Annotated in this window: 10 protein-coding genes; 5 read left to right on the top strand and 5 right to left on the bottom strand. The window is 74.3% G+C overall.

Annotated features, from left to right (window positions below):
• Positions 1-911 precede the first annotated feature (911 nt).
• From OG802_RS21735 to OG802_RS21725, 3 genes are all read right to left on the bottom strand, one after another.
• Positions 912-2,084, bottom strand: coding sequence for a VWA domain-containing protein (locus OG802_RS21735; RefSeq protein ID WP_329412853.1), 1,173 nt, complete (start codon positions 2,082-2,084; stop codon positions 912-914).
• A complete protein-coding gene (locus tag OG802_RS21730) occupies positions 2,081-4,966 on the bottom strand; it encodes a DUF5682 family protein (RefSeq protein WP_443055294.1) in 2,886 nt (961 codons plus the stop codon). The genes OG802_RS21735 and OG802_RS21730 overlap by 4 nt, the downstream gene beginning before the upstream one ends.
• A gap of 79 nt (positions 4,967-5,045) precedes the next feature.
• Complete coding sequence (locus OG802_RS21725) at positions 5,046-6,176, bottom strand: ATP-binding protein (protein ID WP_329412850.1); 1,131 nt, start codon at positions 6,174-6,176, stop codon at positions 5,046-5,048.
• A gap of 155 nt (positions 6,177-6,331) precedes the next feature.
• Here OG802_RS21725 and OG802_RS21720 point away from each other — a divergent pair, with 155 nt between their 5' ends.
• Entirely contained in the window at positions 6,332-7,696 is a 1,365-nt protein-coding gene (locus OG802_RS21720; protein ID WP_329412848.1) for an SWIM zinc finger family protein, read from the top strand.
• Between the two features lie 185 nt (positions 7,697-7,881).
• Complete coding sequence (locus OG802_RS21715; protein WP_329412846.1) at positions 7,882-9,498, top strand: DUF5691 domain-containing protein; 1,617 nt, start codon at positions 7,882-7,884, stop codon at positions 9,496-9,498.
• 116 nt (positions 9,499-9,614) lie between these two features.
• Here the strand turns inward: OG802_RS21715 and OG802_RS21710 are convergent, their stop codons facing one another.
• Positions 9,615-10,031, bottom strand: a complete 417-nt coding sequence (locus tag OG802_RS21710; RefSeq protein WP_329412844.1) for a cobalamin B12-binding domain-containing protein — start codon at positions 10,029-10,031, stop codon at positions 9,615-9,617.
• Between the two features lie 504 nt (positions 10,032-10,535).
• Here OG802_RS21710 and OG802_RS21705 point away from each other — a divergent pair.
• Both OG802_RS21705 and OG802_RS21700 read left to right on the top strand, forming a co-directional pair.
• Positions 10,536-11,537: an esterase/lipase family protein gene (locus OG802_RS21705; protein ID WP_329412843.1), complete on the top strand. Its 1,002-nt coding sequence runs from the start codon at positions 10,536-10,538 to the stop codon at positions 11,535-11,537.
• Positions 11,538-11,937: 400 nt separating this feature from the next.
• Positions 11,938-13,452: a M23 family metallopeptidase gene (locus OG802_RS21700; protein ID WP_329412841.1), complete on the top strand. Its 1,515-nt coding sequence runs from the start codon at positions 11,938-11,940 to the stop codon at positions 13,450-13,452.
• A gap of 175 nt (positions 13,453-13,627) precedes the next feature.
• On the opposite strand, the gene pcrA is transcribed toward OG802_RS21700, so the two are convergent.
• Positions 13,628-16,159 (bottom strand): DNA helicase PcrA, encoded by a 2,532-nt coding sequence (pcrA, locus tag OG802_RS21695; RefSeq protein WP_329412839.1) that lies wholly within the window; start codon positions 16,157-16,159, stop codon positions 13,628-13,630.
• 454 nt (positions 16,160-16,613) lie between these two features.
• On the opposite strand from pcrA, the gene OG802_RS21690 reads away from it, so the two are divergent.
• A complete protein-coding gene (locus OG802_RS21690) occupies positions 16,614-17,906 on the top strand; it encodes a C40 family peptidase (protein WP_329412838.1) in 1,293 nt (430 codons plus the stop codon).
• The last annotated feature ends 59 nt before the right edge of the window (positions 17,907-17,965 follow it).

The raw sequence follows: 17,965 nt of genomic DNA, 5'->3' as shown, positions 1-17,965 counted from the left end.
GACCTGCCCGCCGGTCGGTCCGCCGGTCGGCCTCTGGCGTGCGGTGGGCGACGCGGATCCGGCGGCGGCCGGACGCCCGTCACGGGCCGTCGGGACCCGGTGAGCGGCGCGCGTGGATCCGCCGCCCACGAAACCCACGGGCCCGGAGCCTGACGCGTCCGTCGCCGCCACGCCCGCCCCCGCCGGACCTGTCCGCCCCCGCACCGCCCCGCCGACCACGGGCCCACGCCCGCCCGACGCCGACGCCGACACCGAGGCCGACGACGGATGGAGAGCCGGAACGTGCGGAACCCCGAGGATGCCGGACACGGAAGGCAGCCGGGGGACCGACAGGACGGATGGAAGTCTCGGCGGGCGGGGCGGGGCGGACACGACGGGCGGATCCGACGCCGCCGGCAACCGGACCGGCAACGAGACGGAAAGCCGCGCGGGGGCCGACACCGACCCGGCCGTGGACGCCGGCACCGACACCGACGCTGATCCCGGCAGCGACACCGACACCCGCGTCGGGGCCGACATCGAGGCCGGGGCCGAGATCCCGGCGACGAGACCGCCCGGTGTCGGACCGCCCTCCGCCGCATGCGCCTCCCCGCCCCAGAACAACCCGAGCACGGTCAGCCCGCCGACCAGCAGCGCGAGCCGCAGCGCATGCCGTCCGACCGCAGGCCCCCCGACCGCTCGCCGCCCGACCGCAGGCCATCCGACCGCTCGCCGCCCGACCGCACGTCGCCCGGCCGCGGTGCGCGGGACGCGCAGGGCGGTGACGGACAGGGCGGTGGACGAGGTCAAGGCAGGACGCTTCCCGTGCGGCGGCAGAGTGGCCCCGATCCTCGCACGGGGCTCCCGAGGTTGCGCAAGCCCCCGTTACCGATGAGTAGCCGCTCGCCTCACACCTGCATGTCGTCGCTCACTCACCCCGCGTCCGGGACGGGCAGCGGACGCTTCTCCAACGCCGCCGCCATCACCTCCGGGAACAGGTCGGGGGTGCACGCGAACGCCGGTGCGCCGAGCGCCGCGAGGGCGGCCGCGTGTTCCCGGTCGTAGGCCGGCGCGCCTTCGTCCGACAGCGCGAGCAGCGCCACGAACTGCACGCCCGACGCCTTCATCGCCGCGACCCGCTTGAGCATCTCGTCGCGTATGCCTCCCTCGTACAGGTCGCTGACGAGCACCACCACCGTCTCCGCCGGCCTGGTGATCTGCGACTGGCAGTAGGCGAGCGCCCGGTTGATGTCGGTGCCGCCGCCCAGCTGGGTGCCGAACAGGACGTCCACCGGGTCGTCGAGCCGGTCGGTGAGGTCGGCGACCGCCGTGTCGAAGACGACGAGCCGCGTGCTGATCGACCGCATCGAGGCGAGCACCGCCCCGAACACCGAGGCGTACACGACCGACGACGCCATCGAGCCGGACTGGTCGATGCAGAGGATCACCTCCTTCTTCATGGATGGCGACGCCCGCCCGTATCCCACGAGCCGTTCCGGCACGACCGTCCCGTGCTCGGGCAGGTAGTGCTTGAGGTTGGCGGCGATCGTGCGGTTCCAGTCGATGTCGTGGTGACGCGGTCTGCTGACGCGGGCGCTGCGGTCCAGCGCGCCGGCGAGGGCGGCCCGGGTGCGGGTGGCGAGCCGCTTCTCCAGGTCCTCGACGACCTTGCGGACGACGGCCCGCGCCGTCTCCCTCGTGGTCTCCGGCATCGCCTTGTTGAGGGAGAGCAGCGTCCCGACGAGATGCACGTCGGCCTCCACCGCCTCCAGCATCTCGGGCTCCAGGAGCAGCGCGGACAGCCCGAGCCGCTCGATGGCGTCGCGCTGCATGACCTGCACGACGGAGGAGGGGAAGTAGGTGCGGATGTCGCCGAGCCAGCGCGCCACGGACGGGGCCGAGGCCCCGAGGCCCGCCGTGCGGTCGCGCCCGGACGACGGGCCCTCCTTCTTTCCGTAGAGCGCGGTGAGCGCTCCGTCCATCGCCGCGTCGCGTCCGGAGAGCGCGTGTCCGGTGCCGTCCGCCGCGTCGCCGCCGAGCACCAGCCGCCAGCGCCTCAACCGCTCCCGCCCGGCGTCCGTCCCGGCCGTGTCGTCCACCGTCATGTCCCCACCCCCACAAGAGCGCCGCCGCCCGTCTCTTCGTCGCCCGTCTTTCCGTCGTCCGTGTCTTCGTCGCCCGTCTCTCCGTCGTCCGTCTCTTCGTCGCCCGTCTCTCCGTCGTCCGTCTCTTCGTCGCCCGTCTCTCCGTCGTCCGTCTCCCGGCCGGACGTCCCGTCACCGAACCCTCCGCCACCGGCCGCCCCGGCACCGGACGTCCCGGCACCGGACGCTCCGTCACCGGCCATTCCGGCACCGAACGTCCCGTCACCGTCGGACATCCCGTCGTGGGCCGTCCGACCGCCGGGCATCGCTGCGCCGTCACGCACGTCTTCGGCCGTTCGGCCGGGATTCGTCGTTCCCCTCCCCGCCTCCGCCGTGGGGTTCAGGCCCAGCAGCAGTCCGATCACCGGGAGGACGGCGTCCGCCCGTCCCTCGTCGAGTTCGCCCGCGAACCCGGGGGCACCGGCGTGCGTCCCCGGCCGCGCCGTCCGTTGTCCCGGACCGCGCCGGATCAGTTCGCCCAGCGTTCTGCGCACCCCGGGCTCGTAGGCGGAGAACGTCCGCCGCAGCAGGGGCAGCACGTCGGTGAACGACTCGGTGGGGACCGTCGTGAGCCACCCGTCGACCAGTGCGAGCAGCCGTTCGTCGTGCACGAGGAGCAGTCCGCCCCCGGAGCCGCCGCCGACGAACCCCTCGATCCAGGCGGCCGCGTCGCCCGGCGGCGTCCCCGGGGACAGCGCGAGACCCATGAGCCGAGCCGCCTCGCCGGGGTCCAGCGCCCCCTCGTCGAGGAGGAGCCGCACGGCACGGCCCCGCACGACGCCCGGCACACTGTCCCGCCGGGACAGCACCCGCAGCACGGCGCGCCAGCGGGCCGCGAGCCCCGCCTGACCGTCCAGCATGCCCACCGCCCCGTGTACCGCGTCCACATGACGGCGCATCTGCTCCGCCGCGTCCGCGTCGAGGGACACGCAGGCCGGCGGGAGGCCGACGAAGATCCGTTCCGCGAGGCCGGCCGCCACCTCCGCCAGCGCACCGGTGCCGGTGCCGCGCACGTCGCCGTACCGCAGGGAACGGGCCAGCGCGGGCAGGGCCTGCGCGAGGTGGCCGACGTCCGTGTCGAGGGCGGCCCGGTCGGCGAGGACCCGCATCACCGTCGGCAGCGCGTCCGGCAGCGCGGCCAGCAGGCAGCGCTCGGCGAGGGCGGTCACCCGGGCGAGCCCGGCCGAGGCGACGGCGTCCGTCTCCGCCTTGGCGGTCGCCGCGGCGAGCACGGTCGTCCCCCACACCCCGGCCTCGGCGACCCGCACGGCCAGCTCCGGCTCCCACCGCAGCCGCCAGGTCTCGCGGAACGTCCCCGTGCTGCCGCGCGAGGCGACCGGTTCGCCCCACGCGACGCCCAGCAGCCGCAGCCGGTGCAGCAGCCTGCTGCGCTCGGCGTCGTTCTCCTTGCGCAGGTCGAGCGCCAGTTCCCGCTCCGCCGCCTCCGGTTTGAGCCGGAGGCGGCGCCGCAGCCGGTCGAGGTCGCGCTGCAACGGCACCGCGGGCGCGCCCGCCGGCACCTCACCCAGCACGTCCCCGACGACCAGCCGGTCGCGCACCAGGTCCAGCGGCACGTCGGAGCCCTCGCACAGCACCGCGCGCGCGGCGTCGGCGGTCTCGGTCAGGCCGGGCAGCGGCCGGCCCCGCAGCACCGCCAGCGTCTCGGCGAGCCGGACCGCCTCGATCACGTGGGCCGAGGACACGATCCGGTCCTCCTCGCGCAGCAGCACCGCCACCTTCGTCAGCCAGCGCTCAATGGGCCGGTCCGGCGACGCGAAGAGGTGGGCGTACCAGCCGGGCGCGTCGACACCCGCGCCGTACCCGCCGGACCGGGCCAGCCTGCGGTGAGTCCAGGGCACCCAGGTCAGGTCGGTCCTGACCTTCGGCAGCCCCCTGAGGAGCGCCCGGTCCGCGGCCAGGGCGGTCCTGCTGCGCAGGGCGGGCACATGCCACGCCCCGCACACCACGGCCACTCCGTCCGCCCCGAACTCCTTCTGCGCGACGCGGAGTTGGATGCGCATGTGCGCCTCCCGCACGAGGTCCCGCTCGTCCTCGCGCCCCGTCGCGTCGCGGTCGTACGTCTCGCGCAGGGCCCCCATCGCCTCCTCCAGCGCGGTGAACGGCGCGAACGGATCCTTCGTGCCGGCGGCGCGGTGCTCGACGACGTCCTCCCACCAGCGTTCGGGATCGTCGTATCCGGCGACCTCGGCGAGCGTGCCCAGCGGGTCCCGCCGCAACCCGTCACGGCCCTCGTCGACGCCCCCGCTCCCCCGGCCCCCGCCGGACCCCCGCCCTGCCCCGTCGGCGTCCCCCGCGCCGCCCGACGCCCCCGCCCCCGGCCCACCCCGCTCCTGCGCCCCCTCCCCCGGCTCCCCGGCCCCTTTCTCCTTCTCCGCCCCCTCCGGCTCATCGGCCCCCTCCGGTTCCCCCTTCCCCCGGGCCTCCTCCTTCCCCCGGGCCTCCTCGGGCCTCTCCCACGCCAGCGTGTGGGTGGCCGGGAGATCGATGAAACGGGCGGGCACCCCGTGCTCCACGGCCCAGCGCAGTGCGACCCACTCCGGGGAGAACTCGGCCATCGGCCAGAACGACGACCGGCCGGGTTCGTCGACGGCGTGGGCGAGGAGGGCGACCGGCGGCCGCATGTCCTCGTCCGCGACCAGCGGGATCAGCGCGTCCGCCTCCGGGGGCCCCTCGATCAGCACGGTGCGGGGCCGGGCGGCCGCCAGCGCCGCCCGCACCGCGCGCGCGGACCCCGGCCCGTGGTGCCGCACCCCGAGCAGCAGGGGCCGCCCGGCGGCCGGCTCCCGGCCGCCGCCCGGGTCCGCCGTCTCCCGCGCGCTCACCGGCGCGGCCACTTCGTGTCGTCGTTCACAGCCGTCCTCCCCTCGTCACGGGTCCCCGCCCCGGTCGCCGCATCGCTGTTCACGCGCTCACCTCCCGGCAGGCCCGGTAGAAGTCGGTCCAGCCCGCGCGCTCGCGCACGACCGCCTCCAGGTACTCCTGCCAGACGACCCGGTCGGCGGCCGGATCGCGCACGACGGCCCCGAGGATGCCCGCCGCGACGTCGGCCGGCCGCAGCACGCCGTCGCCGAAGTGGGCGGCGAGCGCCAGGCCGCCGGTGACGACGGAGATGGCCTCGGCGGTGGACAGCGTGCCGCTCGGCGACTTCACCTTCGTACGGCCGTCGGACGTGACGCCGTCGCGCAGCTCGCGGAAGACCGTCACCACCCGGCGGATCTCCTCGAAGCCGTCCGGGGCGGGCGGCAGGTCCAGGGAGCGGCCGAGCTGGTCGACGCGCCGCGCGACGATGTCGACCTCCGCCTCGACGCTCTCGGGCAGCGGCAGCACCACCGTGTTGAAGCGCCGGCGCAGCGCGCTGGACAGCTCGTTGACGCCGCGGTCGCGGTCGTTGGCCGTGGCGATGAGGTTGAAGCCGCGGACGGCCTGCACCTCCTGGCCCAGCTCCGGTATCGGCAGCGTCTTCTCGGACAGGACGGTGATCAGCGTGTCCTGGACGTCGGCCGGCATCCTGGTCAGCTCCTCCACCCGGACCGTGGCTCCCGTGGCCATGGCCCGCATGACGGGGCTGGGCACCAGCGCGTCCCGGCTCGGCCCGTGCGCGAGCAGCTGCGCGTAGTTCCAGCCGTAGCGGATCGCCTCCTCCGGCGTGCCCGCGGTGCCCTGCACGAGCAGGGTCGAGTCGCCGCTGACCGCCGCCGCCAGGTGTTCGGAGACCCAGGTCTTGGCGGTGCCCGGAACCCCGAGCAGCAGCAGCGCCCGATCGGTGGCGAGGGTGGTGACGGCCACCTCGACGATGCGCCGCGGGCCCACGTACTTCGGCGTGACGACCGTGCCGTCCGGCAGGACGCCGCCGAGGAGGTAGGTGGCCACGGCCCACGGCGACATGTTCCAGCGGGCCGGCCGGGGCCGGTCGTCCTGGGCGGCCAGCGCGGCGAGTTCCGCGGCGAAGGCCTCCTCGGCGTGCGGGCGCAATGCGTCCGACGGCTCGGTGCCGGTCGGTTTCACGGACGTCGGATCTACGGACACAGACATGGCTGAGGCCCCCTCCAGCTCGGCCGGTTCCATCTGGTGTCCACCGTGCACCACGCCACTGACAATGCGATCTGACCTGCGAAAACGCGGTCGCGGCCGCTGTCGCCGAAGGTGCGAGAGGCCGATTGTCAGTGGGGGGACCTACCGTCGACGACATGACTCAGCAGGGGGTGCGCTGGAGCGTGGACCAGGTGCTGGCACTGGCGCCTGACTCCGCGTCACGCAAAGCGGGGAGCAAACTCGGCGCGGCCGGGCCGTGGTCCGGCACGGGCAGTTCGCGGGAGGGGGCGGTGTGGGGGCTGTGCAAGGGCAGCGGCAGCACGCCGTACCGGACGGTCGTCGACGTCGTGGGCGGCTCCGGCGCCCCCGGCCCGGCCTACAAGTGCAGTTGTCCCAGTCGTAAGTTCCCGTGCAAGCACGCCCTCGGGCTGCTGCTGCTCTGGTCCGGCGGGGAGGCGTCGGTACCCGACGACGGGCAGGCTCCGGACTGGGCCGAGGAGTGGCTCGCCGGCCGCAGACGCACACAGGACGAACGTGAGGCGGGCCGGGCGGGTTCCCCGTCCGGGCCGGCCGACCCGGAGGGGGCGCGCCGCCGGGCCGAGCGCCGCGCCGAGCGGATCACCGCGGGCGCCACGGATCTGGAGGAGCGCCTGACCGACCTGCTGCGCGCCGGTCTGGCCACGGCCGAGCAGGCCGGGTACGGGCTGTGGGAGGAGACGGCCGCCCGCATGGTCGACGCTCAGGCCCCCGGGCTCGCCTCGCGAGTGCGGGAGTTGGGAGCCGTCCCGGCCTCCGGGCCGGGCTGGCCGGTGCGCCTGCTGGAGGAGTGCGCCCTGCTCCACCTCCTCGACCGGGGCTGGCTGCACCGCGAGCGGCTGCCGGACGCCCTCGCGGCGACGGTCCGCACCCGCGTCGGGCTGCCCTCGTCCCCGCAGGGACCGCCCGTCCGGGACGACTGGCTGGTCCTCGCCCAGTACGACAGGACCGACCCGAAACTGACGACGCGCCGCATCTGGCTGCACGGCGCCGCGTCCGGCCGCACGGCTCTCCTCCTCTCCTACGGCGCCGCGGGCCGCGCCCCCGAACTGACCCTGCCCGTCGGCCTCGTGCTGGACGCCGAGCTGTCCGCCCACCCGGGGACGGGCGGCCTGCGCGCCTCGCTCGGCGAGCAGTTCGCGCCGCCCGCCCCCACCGGCGTCCGCCCCCCGGGCGGCACGACGGCCGAGGCGACCGCCCGTTACGGCGAGGCCCTGCGCGACGACCCGTGGCGGGAGTCCGTGCCGGTGACGCTGGACGACGTCATACCCGTCCCGGACGGCGACTCCTGGCAACTGGCCGACGCCACGGGCGGCACGGCGCTGCCCCTGACCACCGCCGCGCGATCCCGCCCCGGCCTGTGGCGGCTGGTCGCCCTGTCGGGCGGCGCCCCCGTCAAGGTCTTCGGCGAGTGCGGCCACCGCGGCTTCACCCCGCTCACGGCCTGGCCGACGGGGCCCGGCAACGCGGTGCGCCTGTGCTGAACGCCCCGGCACGACCCCACCGACGAAGCGGAACATGACGCGACACCACGGCACCACCGCAGCACTACGAAACCACCGCAGCACCAAGACAGCACCACGGCACCACGGCAGCATCACCGCACCGCCACGGCACCACCGCAGCACGCAGCACGCAGCAGCGCACACGGCAAACCGAAGGGAGTCTCATGAACACCGGCTCGTCCCTCCCCCCGCCGCCCGCCTGGGAGGACCTGGTCACCGCGGCACTCCTGGGCACCGACCGCCGCACGCCCCCGGGCGCCGCCCCCGGCCGCGGCGCGCCGTCGGCCCTGCTGGACGCCGCCGCCGCGGAGACCGTCCGCCGACGGGCAGGCCTGCGCCCCGGCCCCGCCGCGCCCCGCCCGCGGCCGGCCCCCGAGGACCGGCGCCCCCCGCTTCCCCCCGCGGCCGCCCGCAGGCTCGCCCTGCTCCTGGCCGACCGCCCCGGCACCGCGCAGGGCGGCCGCAGAGGGACCACGCCCGACCTCGTCGAGCTGTTGCCGCAGTGGCTGTCGGCGGTGAACGAACGGGGGTTCGCCGCGCCCCCCGAGTCGCTCCCCGCGCTGCTCGACGCGGCACGCGCGCGAACGGACCTGCGTCCGGCCGCGCTGCGCTTCGCCGGTCCGCGCGCGCTGTGGCTGGCCCGGCTCAACCCGGACTGGCGGTTCGCGCTGCGCGCGAGCCCGGGCGGCGGCACGGCGCTGCCCGGCCCGCAGGAGGCCGGGCGGATCGAACAGCTCTGGCAGGAGGGCCTGTTCGCCGAACGCGTCTCGCTCCTCGCGGCCGTCCGCGCCCGCGACCCCGACGCGGCACGCGAACTGCTGGAAGCCACCTGGCCGACGGAGCGCGCCGAGGACCGGCTGATGTTCCTCGACTCGCTGCGCGCCGGACTCGGCCCGCGGGACGAGCCGTTCCTGGAGCAGGCACTGGCCGACCGCAGCCGCAACGTGCGCGCCACGGCGGCGGAGCTGCTGTCGGCGCTGCCGCAGTCGGCGCTGGCCGCCCGGATGGCCGTCCGGGCCGGCGCGTGCGTGGCCGTCGACCACACCCGTGACACGCCCACACTCCTGGTGGAGGCGCCGCACGAGTGCGACGCGGCCATGGAACGCGACGGGGTGTCGCCCAACCCGCCGTCCGGCCGGGGCGAACGGTCGTGGTGGCTCGGTCAGCTGGTGGAGGCGGCCCCGCTCGCCGGCTGGCCGGCCCGGCTGGGCGGCCGGACGCCCGAGCAGATCGTCGCGATGCCGGTGGCCGACGACTGGCTGGGCGAACTGCACGCGGCCTGGTGCCGGGCCGCGGTGCGGCAGCGGGACCCGGACTGGTCGCGGGCGCTGCTCGGACCGCCGTCGGCGCCCGGTGCGGGCGGGCCGGGCGCGGTGTCCCTCGCCGAACGGGCCAAACTGCTGGGCACGCTGACGGCGCCGGTACGGGCCGAGTGGGTCGCGGGTTTCATCGCGGCGCACGGCCTGTCGGAGGCGTTCCAGCTGCTGGGCGTCTGCTCGGTGCCCTGGGCCGCCCCGCTGGGCAGGGCCGTGGTCGACGCGCTCAACATCGCGCGCGACGCGGGCAGTTACCCCTGGAGCTTCAGCGGCGTCATGGGTTTGGCCGAACGCTGCCTGGACCCGTCGGAGGCGGTCCGCCTGGACGCCCTGCTGGCCGTGCCGGACGAACAGGAGGACGCCTCCCCCGGCGCGGGCGGTTACTGGGCGGAAGCCTTCCAACGCCTGTGCCGGACGCTGCGGTTGAGAGCGGCGATGACGGCGGAGCTGGAGGTCCCCGCGTGAGGCCCCCGTCCGGAACGGCACCCGGCCCCGAGGCGCATCCACGCCGGGGTCGACGTTCAGAACAAGGTCCCGCCCCGCCCCGTCCGCCCCGTCCGCCCCGTCCCGACTCGCCCTCGTCAGGCCCCGGCGGGCTGGCGGACGTTGGCCCGCACCCAGTCGACGACGGAGGCGGTGGTCGCCCCCGGAGTGAAGATCTCCGCGACCCCCATCTCCTTCAACGGCGCGATGTCCGCCTCCGGGATGATCCCGCCGCCGAAGACCACGATGTCCTGCGCATCGCGTTCCTTCAGCAGCTCGATCACCGCCGCGAACAGGGTGTTGTGCGCCCCGGACAGGATGGACAGCCCGATCGCGTCCGCGTCCTCCTGGATGGCGGTGGCGACCACCTGCTCGGGCGTCTGGTGCAGCCCGGTGTAGACGACCTCCATGCCGGCGTCGCGCAACGCCCGCGCGATCACCTTGGCCCCGCGGTCGTGGCCGTCGAGCCCCGGCTTGGCCACCACCACACGGATCGGACCGCCTGCCACACCCATCACTGCCTCCATGAAGCGACTGCGTCCATCCTCCACCGCCCGCCCGCCCCGGGCCAGACGGCCCCCGCGCGTGAACGCACGTTATCGCCGGCATCCCCCAACCGGCAGTTTCACGGTGCGGGCCGAGGGGGAAAATCGCACAGAGGGACACGTTCACCGCGCACCGCTCCCCCACCCCACGGGAGAGCGGTCGCACCGGAGCCGCGTCGGGACAGCGGTGCCGCCGGGCGCCGCGGAAGGCGCCGCGTGGCGGTACGGCGGATCGGCGGGCACGATGGTCACGTAGGACAGGTAAGGCACGACAGCGGGAGCCTCGTCGCCAGCACCGGCAGGGATCCCGTCCGTCGAGCGGTACGACCGGGTGCCATGAGAGCCGTGCACCCCCAGACCGCGGGCCTCACCCGCCATACGCCCTGGCGTGCCCGATCGACCTCCTCGACAGCGACTTCCACGAGGGCACACGGGGGACAGAGAAGTCCTCAGCGTGCCGACAGGAGGTCGGCCATGAAGGTCACCCGGGCCTTGCAGCCCATTCTTCCGTTGTGTCAGCGCCTGCTGCCGGACATGCCGAACCTCGCCGGCCTCGCCGTCTTCCCCAGCCTCTCCGACCTGCCGAGCTTCCCGAGCTTCCCGAGCCTTCCGGGACTGCCGAACCTTCCCGGTCTGCCGGGCAGGCTGGCCGGTTTCTCCGTGGCCCTCCTCAAGGCGACCGCGCTGGACCTGGCGATCCTCGCCGGGCACCTGCTCCTCTACCCCTCCGGGATGGCGCAGGAGCGCCGCTGCGCGATGCGTCCCGAACTGCCCGGACCGGCGTCCGCGGGAGAGCCGACGCACCTGCCCGCGTCCTCCGCGCCCCCGGTCGTGCTGCTGCACGGCTTCATCGACAACCGTTCCGTGTTCGTCCTGCTGCGCCGCAGCCTGGCCCAGCACGGCAGGCACCGCGTCGAGTCGCTGAACTACTCGCCCCTGACGTGCGACATCCGGACCGCGGCCGAACTCCTCGGCCGGCACATAGAGGAGATCTGCGAACGCACCGGCAGCCCGCAGGTCGACGTGGTCGGGCACAGCCTGGGCGGCCTGATAGCCCGCTACTACGTGCAGCGGCTCGCGGGAGACGCCCGCGTGCGGACGCTCGTCACCCTGGGCACCCCGCACTCGGGAACCCGGGTCGCACCGCTCGCCAACGCGCACCCGATCGTGCGCCAGATGCGCCCCGGCTCGGAACTCATCGAGGAACTGGCCCGCCCCGCACCGGGCTGCCGCACCCACTTCGTCAGCTTCTGGAGCGATCTCGACCACCTGATGGACCCGCTGGAGTCGGCGTGCGTCGACCATCCGGACCTGCTGGCCCAGAACGTCCGGGTGACCGGCATCGGCCACCTCGCGCTGCCCGTGCACCCCGCCGTCGCGACCGGCATCCGGCAGGCCCTCGACACCGAACATCCGCCGGCCTCCGCCGACGTCGCCGCCACCGCTCCCCGCAGCGGCGGCCTGACGGTGGCCTGAGCCGCGCCGACCAGCGCCCGACGGGAGCCGACGCAACACGGACGCACCGCCGAAGCGGCCCCGAAGGAGATCCGCCGGGGCCGGGATCCCTCGGGGCCGAAGATCCGCCGGGGCGAAGGAGCCCCTCAGAAGCGTCTCACCCGCTCCAGGCGCCCCCCACCACCCCTCCAGCGCCCGCCCAGCACCCCTCCGCGGCCCCTCCGCGAAGGCTCCGCGACTGCTCCGTCATCGAACGCTAATCGAACCTAGGACCAAGCTCGCGCCCCTCGTCCCCCGAAACACGGCCGAATGCCCTTTTCCTTCGGGCGCGAAACCTGCAGAAGATTGTCGTGCCCGCGTACTGCCGGGTACAGTCGCCGCACTGCTCTGGCAGCCCCTGTCGTCGGCGAAAGAGAAGTTGGTGAACGACCGTCACCCGTCGGGGGTCATGAGCACCCCGGCCCCGGCTTCCGACGCCGCTTCGGCGCCCTACGCGTCGTACGGCGCCCAGGACGCCCACTACGACGGCTTCACCACGTACCCCGGCTACGAGACCGGCGCCTACGACGCCGGGACGCAGACCGGCGGGCATCCCACGGCGGCCGACCCCCTCTTCGGCGAGCTTCCGGGCGACGGCACGGCCCCCGGCGCCTACGACGGCACGCAGTGGCACACGGGCAGCCACCAGACCATGGACACGGGCGGTCACCAGGCCCTGAACTACGACGGTTACGCCGCCCAGCACCACGCCGCCTACGACACCGGCGCGTACGACGCGACCGCCTGGTCCGGCGAGCAGCAGCACCTGTCCGCCGTGCCGCAGCAGGCGACGGCGCCGGACGCCAGCGGCCAGTGGGACGCGAACGCCTGGCTCCAGCCCGACCAGTCCGCGAACCCGGCCGACCGGACCCAGCAATGGGAATGGGGCACGCAGGTCTTCGACACGGGCGCGTACGACGCCACTCAGTGGAACTCCGACGGCGGCGGGAGCACCGGTGAGAATCCGGGTGCCGACCAGGGCTCCGACACCTACGAACAGCCGCCCGCCGAGGTTCCGTTCGACCAGCAGGCCACCGCCACCTTCGAGCAGGTCGCCCACGACGAGCCGACCGACGAGGCGCCCTCCCTCCTCGACGACCAGGAGGACGCGGCGCCCGCACCGCTCGGCCGCGCCGCCACCCGCAACGCGAACCGCTCGCGCCGCCGCACGCCCGCCAAACGCTCCGCGCTGCTGACGGTGGCGGTGCCCTCGGTGTGCGTGATGGGCGTCGCCGGGATCGCCGCGGCCTCGGTCGGCTCGCTTCCCCTGACCGGCGGCGACGGCAAGGACACCACGGCTTCGGCCGCGGACGCGCAGCCCGTGAAGCCGTCCGCCGCAAACATCAGGCTCGACAGCCAGCTGGAGACCCTCAGCGCCGGAGCCGACGACTTCGCCGACCGGGCCAGCCGCACACAGGAACGCATCGACCTCAAGGCGCAGCAGGCTGCCGAGCAGAAGAAGGCCGCCGCCGAAGCGGCCCGCAAGGAGCGGCTGCGCCCCAAGTACGCCCTCCCGGTCGCGCAGCACGGCCTCAGCGCCTACTTCGGCCAGGCCGGCATCAACTGGATGTCCCAGCACACCGGCATCGACTTCCCGGTGTCGTACGGCACCACCGTGATGGCGGCGACCGACGGGACCGTCCGCACGCAGTGGAACAGCGCCTACGGGAACATGCTGATCCTCACCGAGAAGGACGGCACGGAGACCTGGTACTGCCACCTCTCCAGCTACCGGGTGCCCTCCGGGACGACCGTCAAAGCCGGCGATCCCATCGCGTACTCCGGGAACTCGGGCAACTCCACCGGCCCGCACCTGCACTTCGAGGTCCGCCCGGCCGGCGGCTCGGCGATCGACCCGCTGCCGTGGCTGCGCAGCCACGGCCTGAGCCCGACCTGAGCCCCTGCCCGTAACCCCGCGCCCCGCGCCCGCCCGGCGCACCACCCTCGTGGATCGACCGCGCCTCGACGCCGTGGCCGGGGCGCGTGACCGGGGCGTGGCCGCCCACGCGCGCGGGCGGCAACGCGCCCCCGCCACGAACGGCAACGCTCGGGAACGCTCGTGATCGATACGCCTAGAGCTTCTCCACCGGCGCGTACCGCAGCAGCAGCCGCTTGGGTTTGACGTCGCCGAAGTCGACCGTGGCCTCCGCGTTCGCGCCGGTGCCCTTCACGCCCACGACCGTGCCGAGGCCGAACTGGTCGTGCGTGACCCGGTCGCCGACGGCCAGCGAGACGACCGGCTTGTCCGCGGCGGCCCGGCGGGTCGCGAAGCCGGAGGCGCCGGCGGCCGAGGAGCGCGAGCGGGACGAGGACAGCGAGGCCGCCACCCCGGACACGGGACCGGAGGCCATGGGCGCGGTCGCCCCCGTCCGCTTCCAGTCCACGTAGGTCGGCGGGATCTCCTCCAGGAACCGTGAGGGCGGGTTGTACGAGGGCTGCCCCCAGGCGCTGCGCAGCGACGACCGGGTGAGGTAGAGCCGCTCCCGCGCGCGTGTGATGCCCACGTAGGCGAGCCGGCGTTCCTCCTCCAGTTCCTTGGTCTGGCCGAGGGCGCGCATGTGCGGGAAGACGCCGTCCTCCATGCCGGTGAGGAAGACGACCGGGAACTCGAGGCCCTTGGCGGTGTGCAGGGTCATCAGCGTGATGACGCCGGAGCCGTCGTCGTCCTCGTCGGGGATCTGGTCGGAGTCGGCGACCAGGGCGACCCGCTCCAGGAAGTCGGACAGCCCGGCCGGCGTCGCGGCCTCGCCGTCCGCCGCCCCGGTCTCCTGCTCGAACTCCAGGGCCACCGCGGCGAGTTCCTGGAGGTTCTCGATCCGGGTCTCGTCCTGCGGGTCGGTGGAGGCCTGCAACTCGGCGAGGTAGCCGGTGCGTTCGAGCACCGCCTCCAGGACCGTCGCCGGACCGGCGCCCGACTCGACGATCGTGCGCAGTTCCTCCATCAGCGCGTTGAACCGCTTCACGGCGTTCGTCGACCGCGCGGCCATGCCGTACGCCTCGTCGACGCGCTTCAGGGCCTGCGGGAAGCTGATCTTCTCGCGCTGGGAGAGGGCGTCGATCATGGCCTCGGCGCGGTCGCCGATGCCCCGCTTGGGCACGTTGAGGATCCGGCGCAGCGGCACCGAGTCCTCCGGGTTGGCGAGCACGCGCAGGTAGGCCAGGACGTCCCGGACCTCCTTGCGCTCGTAGAAGCGGACGCCGCCGACGACCTTGTAGGGCAGGCCGACGCGGATGAAGATCTCTTCGAAGACACGGGACTGGGCGTTGGTGCGGTAGAACACGGCGACGTCGCCCGCCTTGGCGTCGCCCGCGTCCGTCAGACGGTCTATCTCGTCGGCGACGAACTGCGCCTCGTCGTGCTCGGTGTCGGCGACGTAGCCGGTGATGCGCGCGCCCGCGCCCGCGTTGGTCCACAGGTTCTTGGGGCGGCGGGACTCGTTGCGCTCGATGACGGCGTTGGCGGCGGACAGGATCGTCTGCGTGGAGCGGTAGTTCTGCTCCAGCAGGATCGTCGTCGCGTTCGGGTAGTCCTCCTCGAACTGGAGGATGTTGCGGATCGTCGCGCCCCGGAAGGCGTAGATCGACTGGTCGGCGTCACCGACGACGCACAGTTCGGCGGGCGGGACGTCGTACTCGCTCGGCGGGACGTCCACGGGGTGCTCGGAGGTGCCGACCAGTTCGCGCACCAGGGCGTACTGGGCGTGGTTGGTGTCCTGGTACTCGTCGACGAGGACGTGCCGGAACCGGCGGCGGTAGTGGTCGGCGACGTCGGGGAAGGCGCGCAGCAGGTTGACCGTCGTCATGATCAGGTCGTCGAAGTCGAGGGCGTTCGCCTCGCGCAGCCGCGACTGGTACATCGCGTAGGCCTGCGCGAGGGTCTTCTCAAAGCCTCCCCCGGAGCCAACAGCCTGGGAGGTGCCCCCAGCGGCCTGCGCGGCGAAGTCCTCCTCGTCGATCAGCTCGTTCTTCAGGTTGCTGATCTTGGCGCTGAAGGACTTCGGCGGGTAGCGCTTGGGGTCGAGGTCCAGGTCGCGGCAGACCAGGGCCATCAGGCGCTTGGAGTCGGCGGCGTCGTAGATCGAGAACGACGACGTGAAGCCGAGCTTCTTGCTCTCCCGGCGCAGGATGCGCACGCACGCGCTGTGGAACGTCATGACCCACATCGCGTTCGCGCGCGGGCCGACGAGCTGCTCGACGCGCTCCTTCATCTCGCCCGCGGCCTTGTTGGTGAAGGTGATCGCGAGGATCTGCCCCGGGTGCACGTGGCGCTCGGCGAGGAGGTGGGCGATGCGGTGGGTGAGCACGCGCGTCTTGCCGGAGCCGGCGCCGGCCACGATGAGCAGCGGGGCGCCGGCGTGCGTGACGGCCGCGCGCTGGTTGTCGTTCAGCCCCTCCAGCAGGGCCGCCGCGTCCAGCGCCGGGCGCGGGGCGCCGTCGCGGTAGTGGGTGTCCCGGTCCGGGGGCAGGTCGAACTTCCCGCCGAACAGATCGTCCGGAACCGACTCCGGTCCGTGATCGTTCTCGGGTGGCGGCGGGGGCTCCTCCTCGGGGGCGCGGGGGCCCTGGAGGTCCGCCAGGAAGCTGTCGTCAAAGAGGCTGCTCATCGCTCTACGAGTCTAGGGGTCGCCACTGACAACCGGCTGCCGTCCCCGGAATCTCCCGGTCTCACCCTCCGGGAGAGCGCCGTCACGGTACGTCGACCGCCGAGGCCGAAGCGGGCCGGTCCCGCGTAAGGTCACGAAAATGTATCGGGCATATCGCCCGGCAACCTTCACACCGGCCACACCGGTTGGCTACCGTGCCGACAGGCCGCAGGATCCCCGCCGGCGAACGACGCCGGGCCGCGCGGCCTCCGCCCAGTCCGGCGCGCCCGCCCGCGCCGCCGGAACCGGGACCCGCCGAATCCCAGGGGTGCATCGTCCGGCTCCCCCACCGGGACGCAGGCCGTCGGGCAGCCCTTCCGGTCTCCACCGCCCGACCCCGCCCAGCTCCCGGACGGCCTGGACGAGACCCCGCCGCCGGCCCGGTGGAGCGGAGCACTGGAAGGAGTCGCCTCCCTTGGCGTCGCAGCACCGCAAGCCACGCTCCGCGGTCCCGCGCGTGGCAGGCATACGCACCCCCGCGCTCGCCACCGCCGCCCTCACCTCCGTGGCCCTGCTCTCCCAGTCGGCGAACGCCGCTCCGTCGGAGGACGACGGCAGGCCGAGCCTGGAGGAGGTCGAGAAGAAGGTCGACGACCTCTACCGCCAGGCGGAGTCGGCGACGGAGAAGTACAACGCCGCCAAGGAGAAGACGCCGGCCAAGCAGCGCAAGCGCGCCGGCTCCCTCCTCGACGACGTCGCCCAGCGCACCCAGAAGCTCAACGGGGCGCGCGAGGAGCTGGGTTCCCACGCGGCGGCCCAGTACCGCACCGGCTCCTCCGTGCCCGACACGGCGACGTTCCTGCTCGCGGAGAGCCCGCAGGACCCCGTCGACCGGACCCAGCCGATGAACCGGGTGACCGGCCGTCAGAAGAGCACGGTCGACGACTACGTCACCGAGCAGCCGACGACCATGAGCACGCGCCGGGAGGCCGCCGAGAGCCTCGCCTCGCGCGACGACGCGCAGAGCGGCCTCAGAACCGCCAAGGCCACCGTGCAGAAGAAGCTCGCCGACGCGCGCGGGCTGATGTCCCGGCTGACGGCCCAGGAGAAGGCGCGTCTCGCGGCGATCGAGAAGCGGCACCATGAGGAGGCGGCCCGCAGGGCGGCCGAGCCGGCCCTGCGGCAGGCGGCCGCACGGACCGCGGCCCGCCAGGACGGCGGCGGCGCCCCGGCGAGCACGGGCGCGACCACGGACACCGGCACGGGGACCGCCACGCATACGAGGACCGCCTCGCATACGGGGACGGCCTCGCATACGAGGACCGCTACGCATGCGGGGACGGGCGCCGGCTCGCCGTCCGCCTCCGCCTCCGCCCCGGCTCCCGCCTCCCCGGCCGACCCGTCGTACGGAGCCAAGGCCGGCAAGGCGCTCGCCTTCGCCCGCGCGCAGATCGGCAAGCCGTACGTCTGGGGCGCCATGGGCCCCGGCTCCTACGACTGCTCCGGGCTCACCCAGGCCGCCTGGAAGGCCGCCGGCGTCATCCTCCCGCGCACCGCCTACGACCAGGTGAAGGCCGGCGCCACGGTCTCCCTCGCCGACGCCCGCCCCGGCGACCTGGTCTTCTTCTACGACGACGTCAGCCACGTCGGCGTCTACATCGGCAACGGCATGATGATCCACGCCCCGAAGCCGGGCGCCTACGTCCGCGAGGAGTCGATCTACTACGACGGCGGGTCCGGCTTCCACAGCGTCGTACGGCCCGCCTGAGCCCCGCGCGGGCGGCGGCTCCCCGCCGCCCGTCCGGCGCGTCTCGTTTTTGCGGCCCA

The sequence above is a fragment of the Streptomyces sp. NBC_00704 genome, from assembly GCF_036226605.1.
Taxonomy (GTDB): Bacteria; Actinomycetota; Actinomycetes; order Streptomycetales; family Streptomycetaceae; genus Streptomyces.
This window is presented reverse-complemented; position numbering and strand designations above follow the sequence as displayed.

Bases quoted from the DNA above. Each gene is read 5' to 3' on its own strand.
- OG802_RS21735 (WP_329412853.1), bottom strand. From the start codon at position 2,084: ATGACGGTGGACGACACGGCCGGGACGGACGCCGGGCGGGAGCGGTTG.
- OG802_RS21725 (WP_329412850.1), bottom strand. From the start codon at position 6,176: ATGTCTGTGTCCGTAGATCCGACGTCCGTGAAACCGACCGGCACCGAG.
- OG802_RS21720 (WP_329412848.1), top strand. From the start codon at position 6,332: ATGACTCAGCAGGGGGTGCGCTGGAGCGTGGACCAGGTGCTGGCACTG.
- OG802_RS21715 (WP_329412846.1), top strand. From the start codon at position 7,882: ATGAACACCGGCTCGTCCCTCCCCCCGCCGCCCGCCTGGGAGGACCTG.
- OG802_RS21710 (WP_329412844.1), bottom strand. From the start codon at position 10,031: ATGGGTGTGGCAGGCGGTCCGATCCGTGTGGTGGTGGCCAAGCCGGGG.
- OG802_RS21705 (WP_329412843.1), top strand. From the start codon at position 10,536: ATGAAGGTCACCCGGGCCTTGCAGCCCATTCTTCCGTTGTGTCAGCGC.
- pcrA (WP_329412839.1), bottom strand. From the start codon at position 16,159: ATGAGCAGCCTCTTTGACGACAGCTTCCTGGCGGACCTCCAGGGCCCC.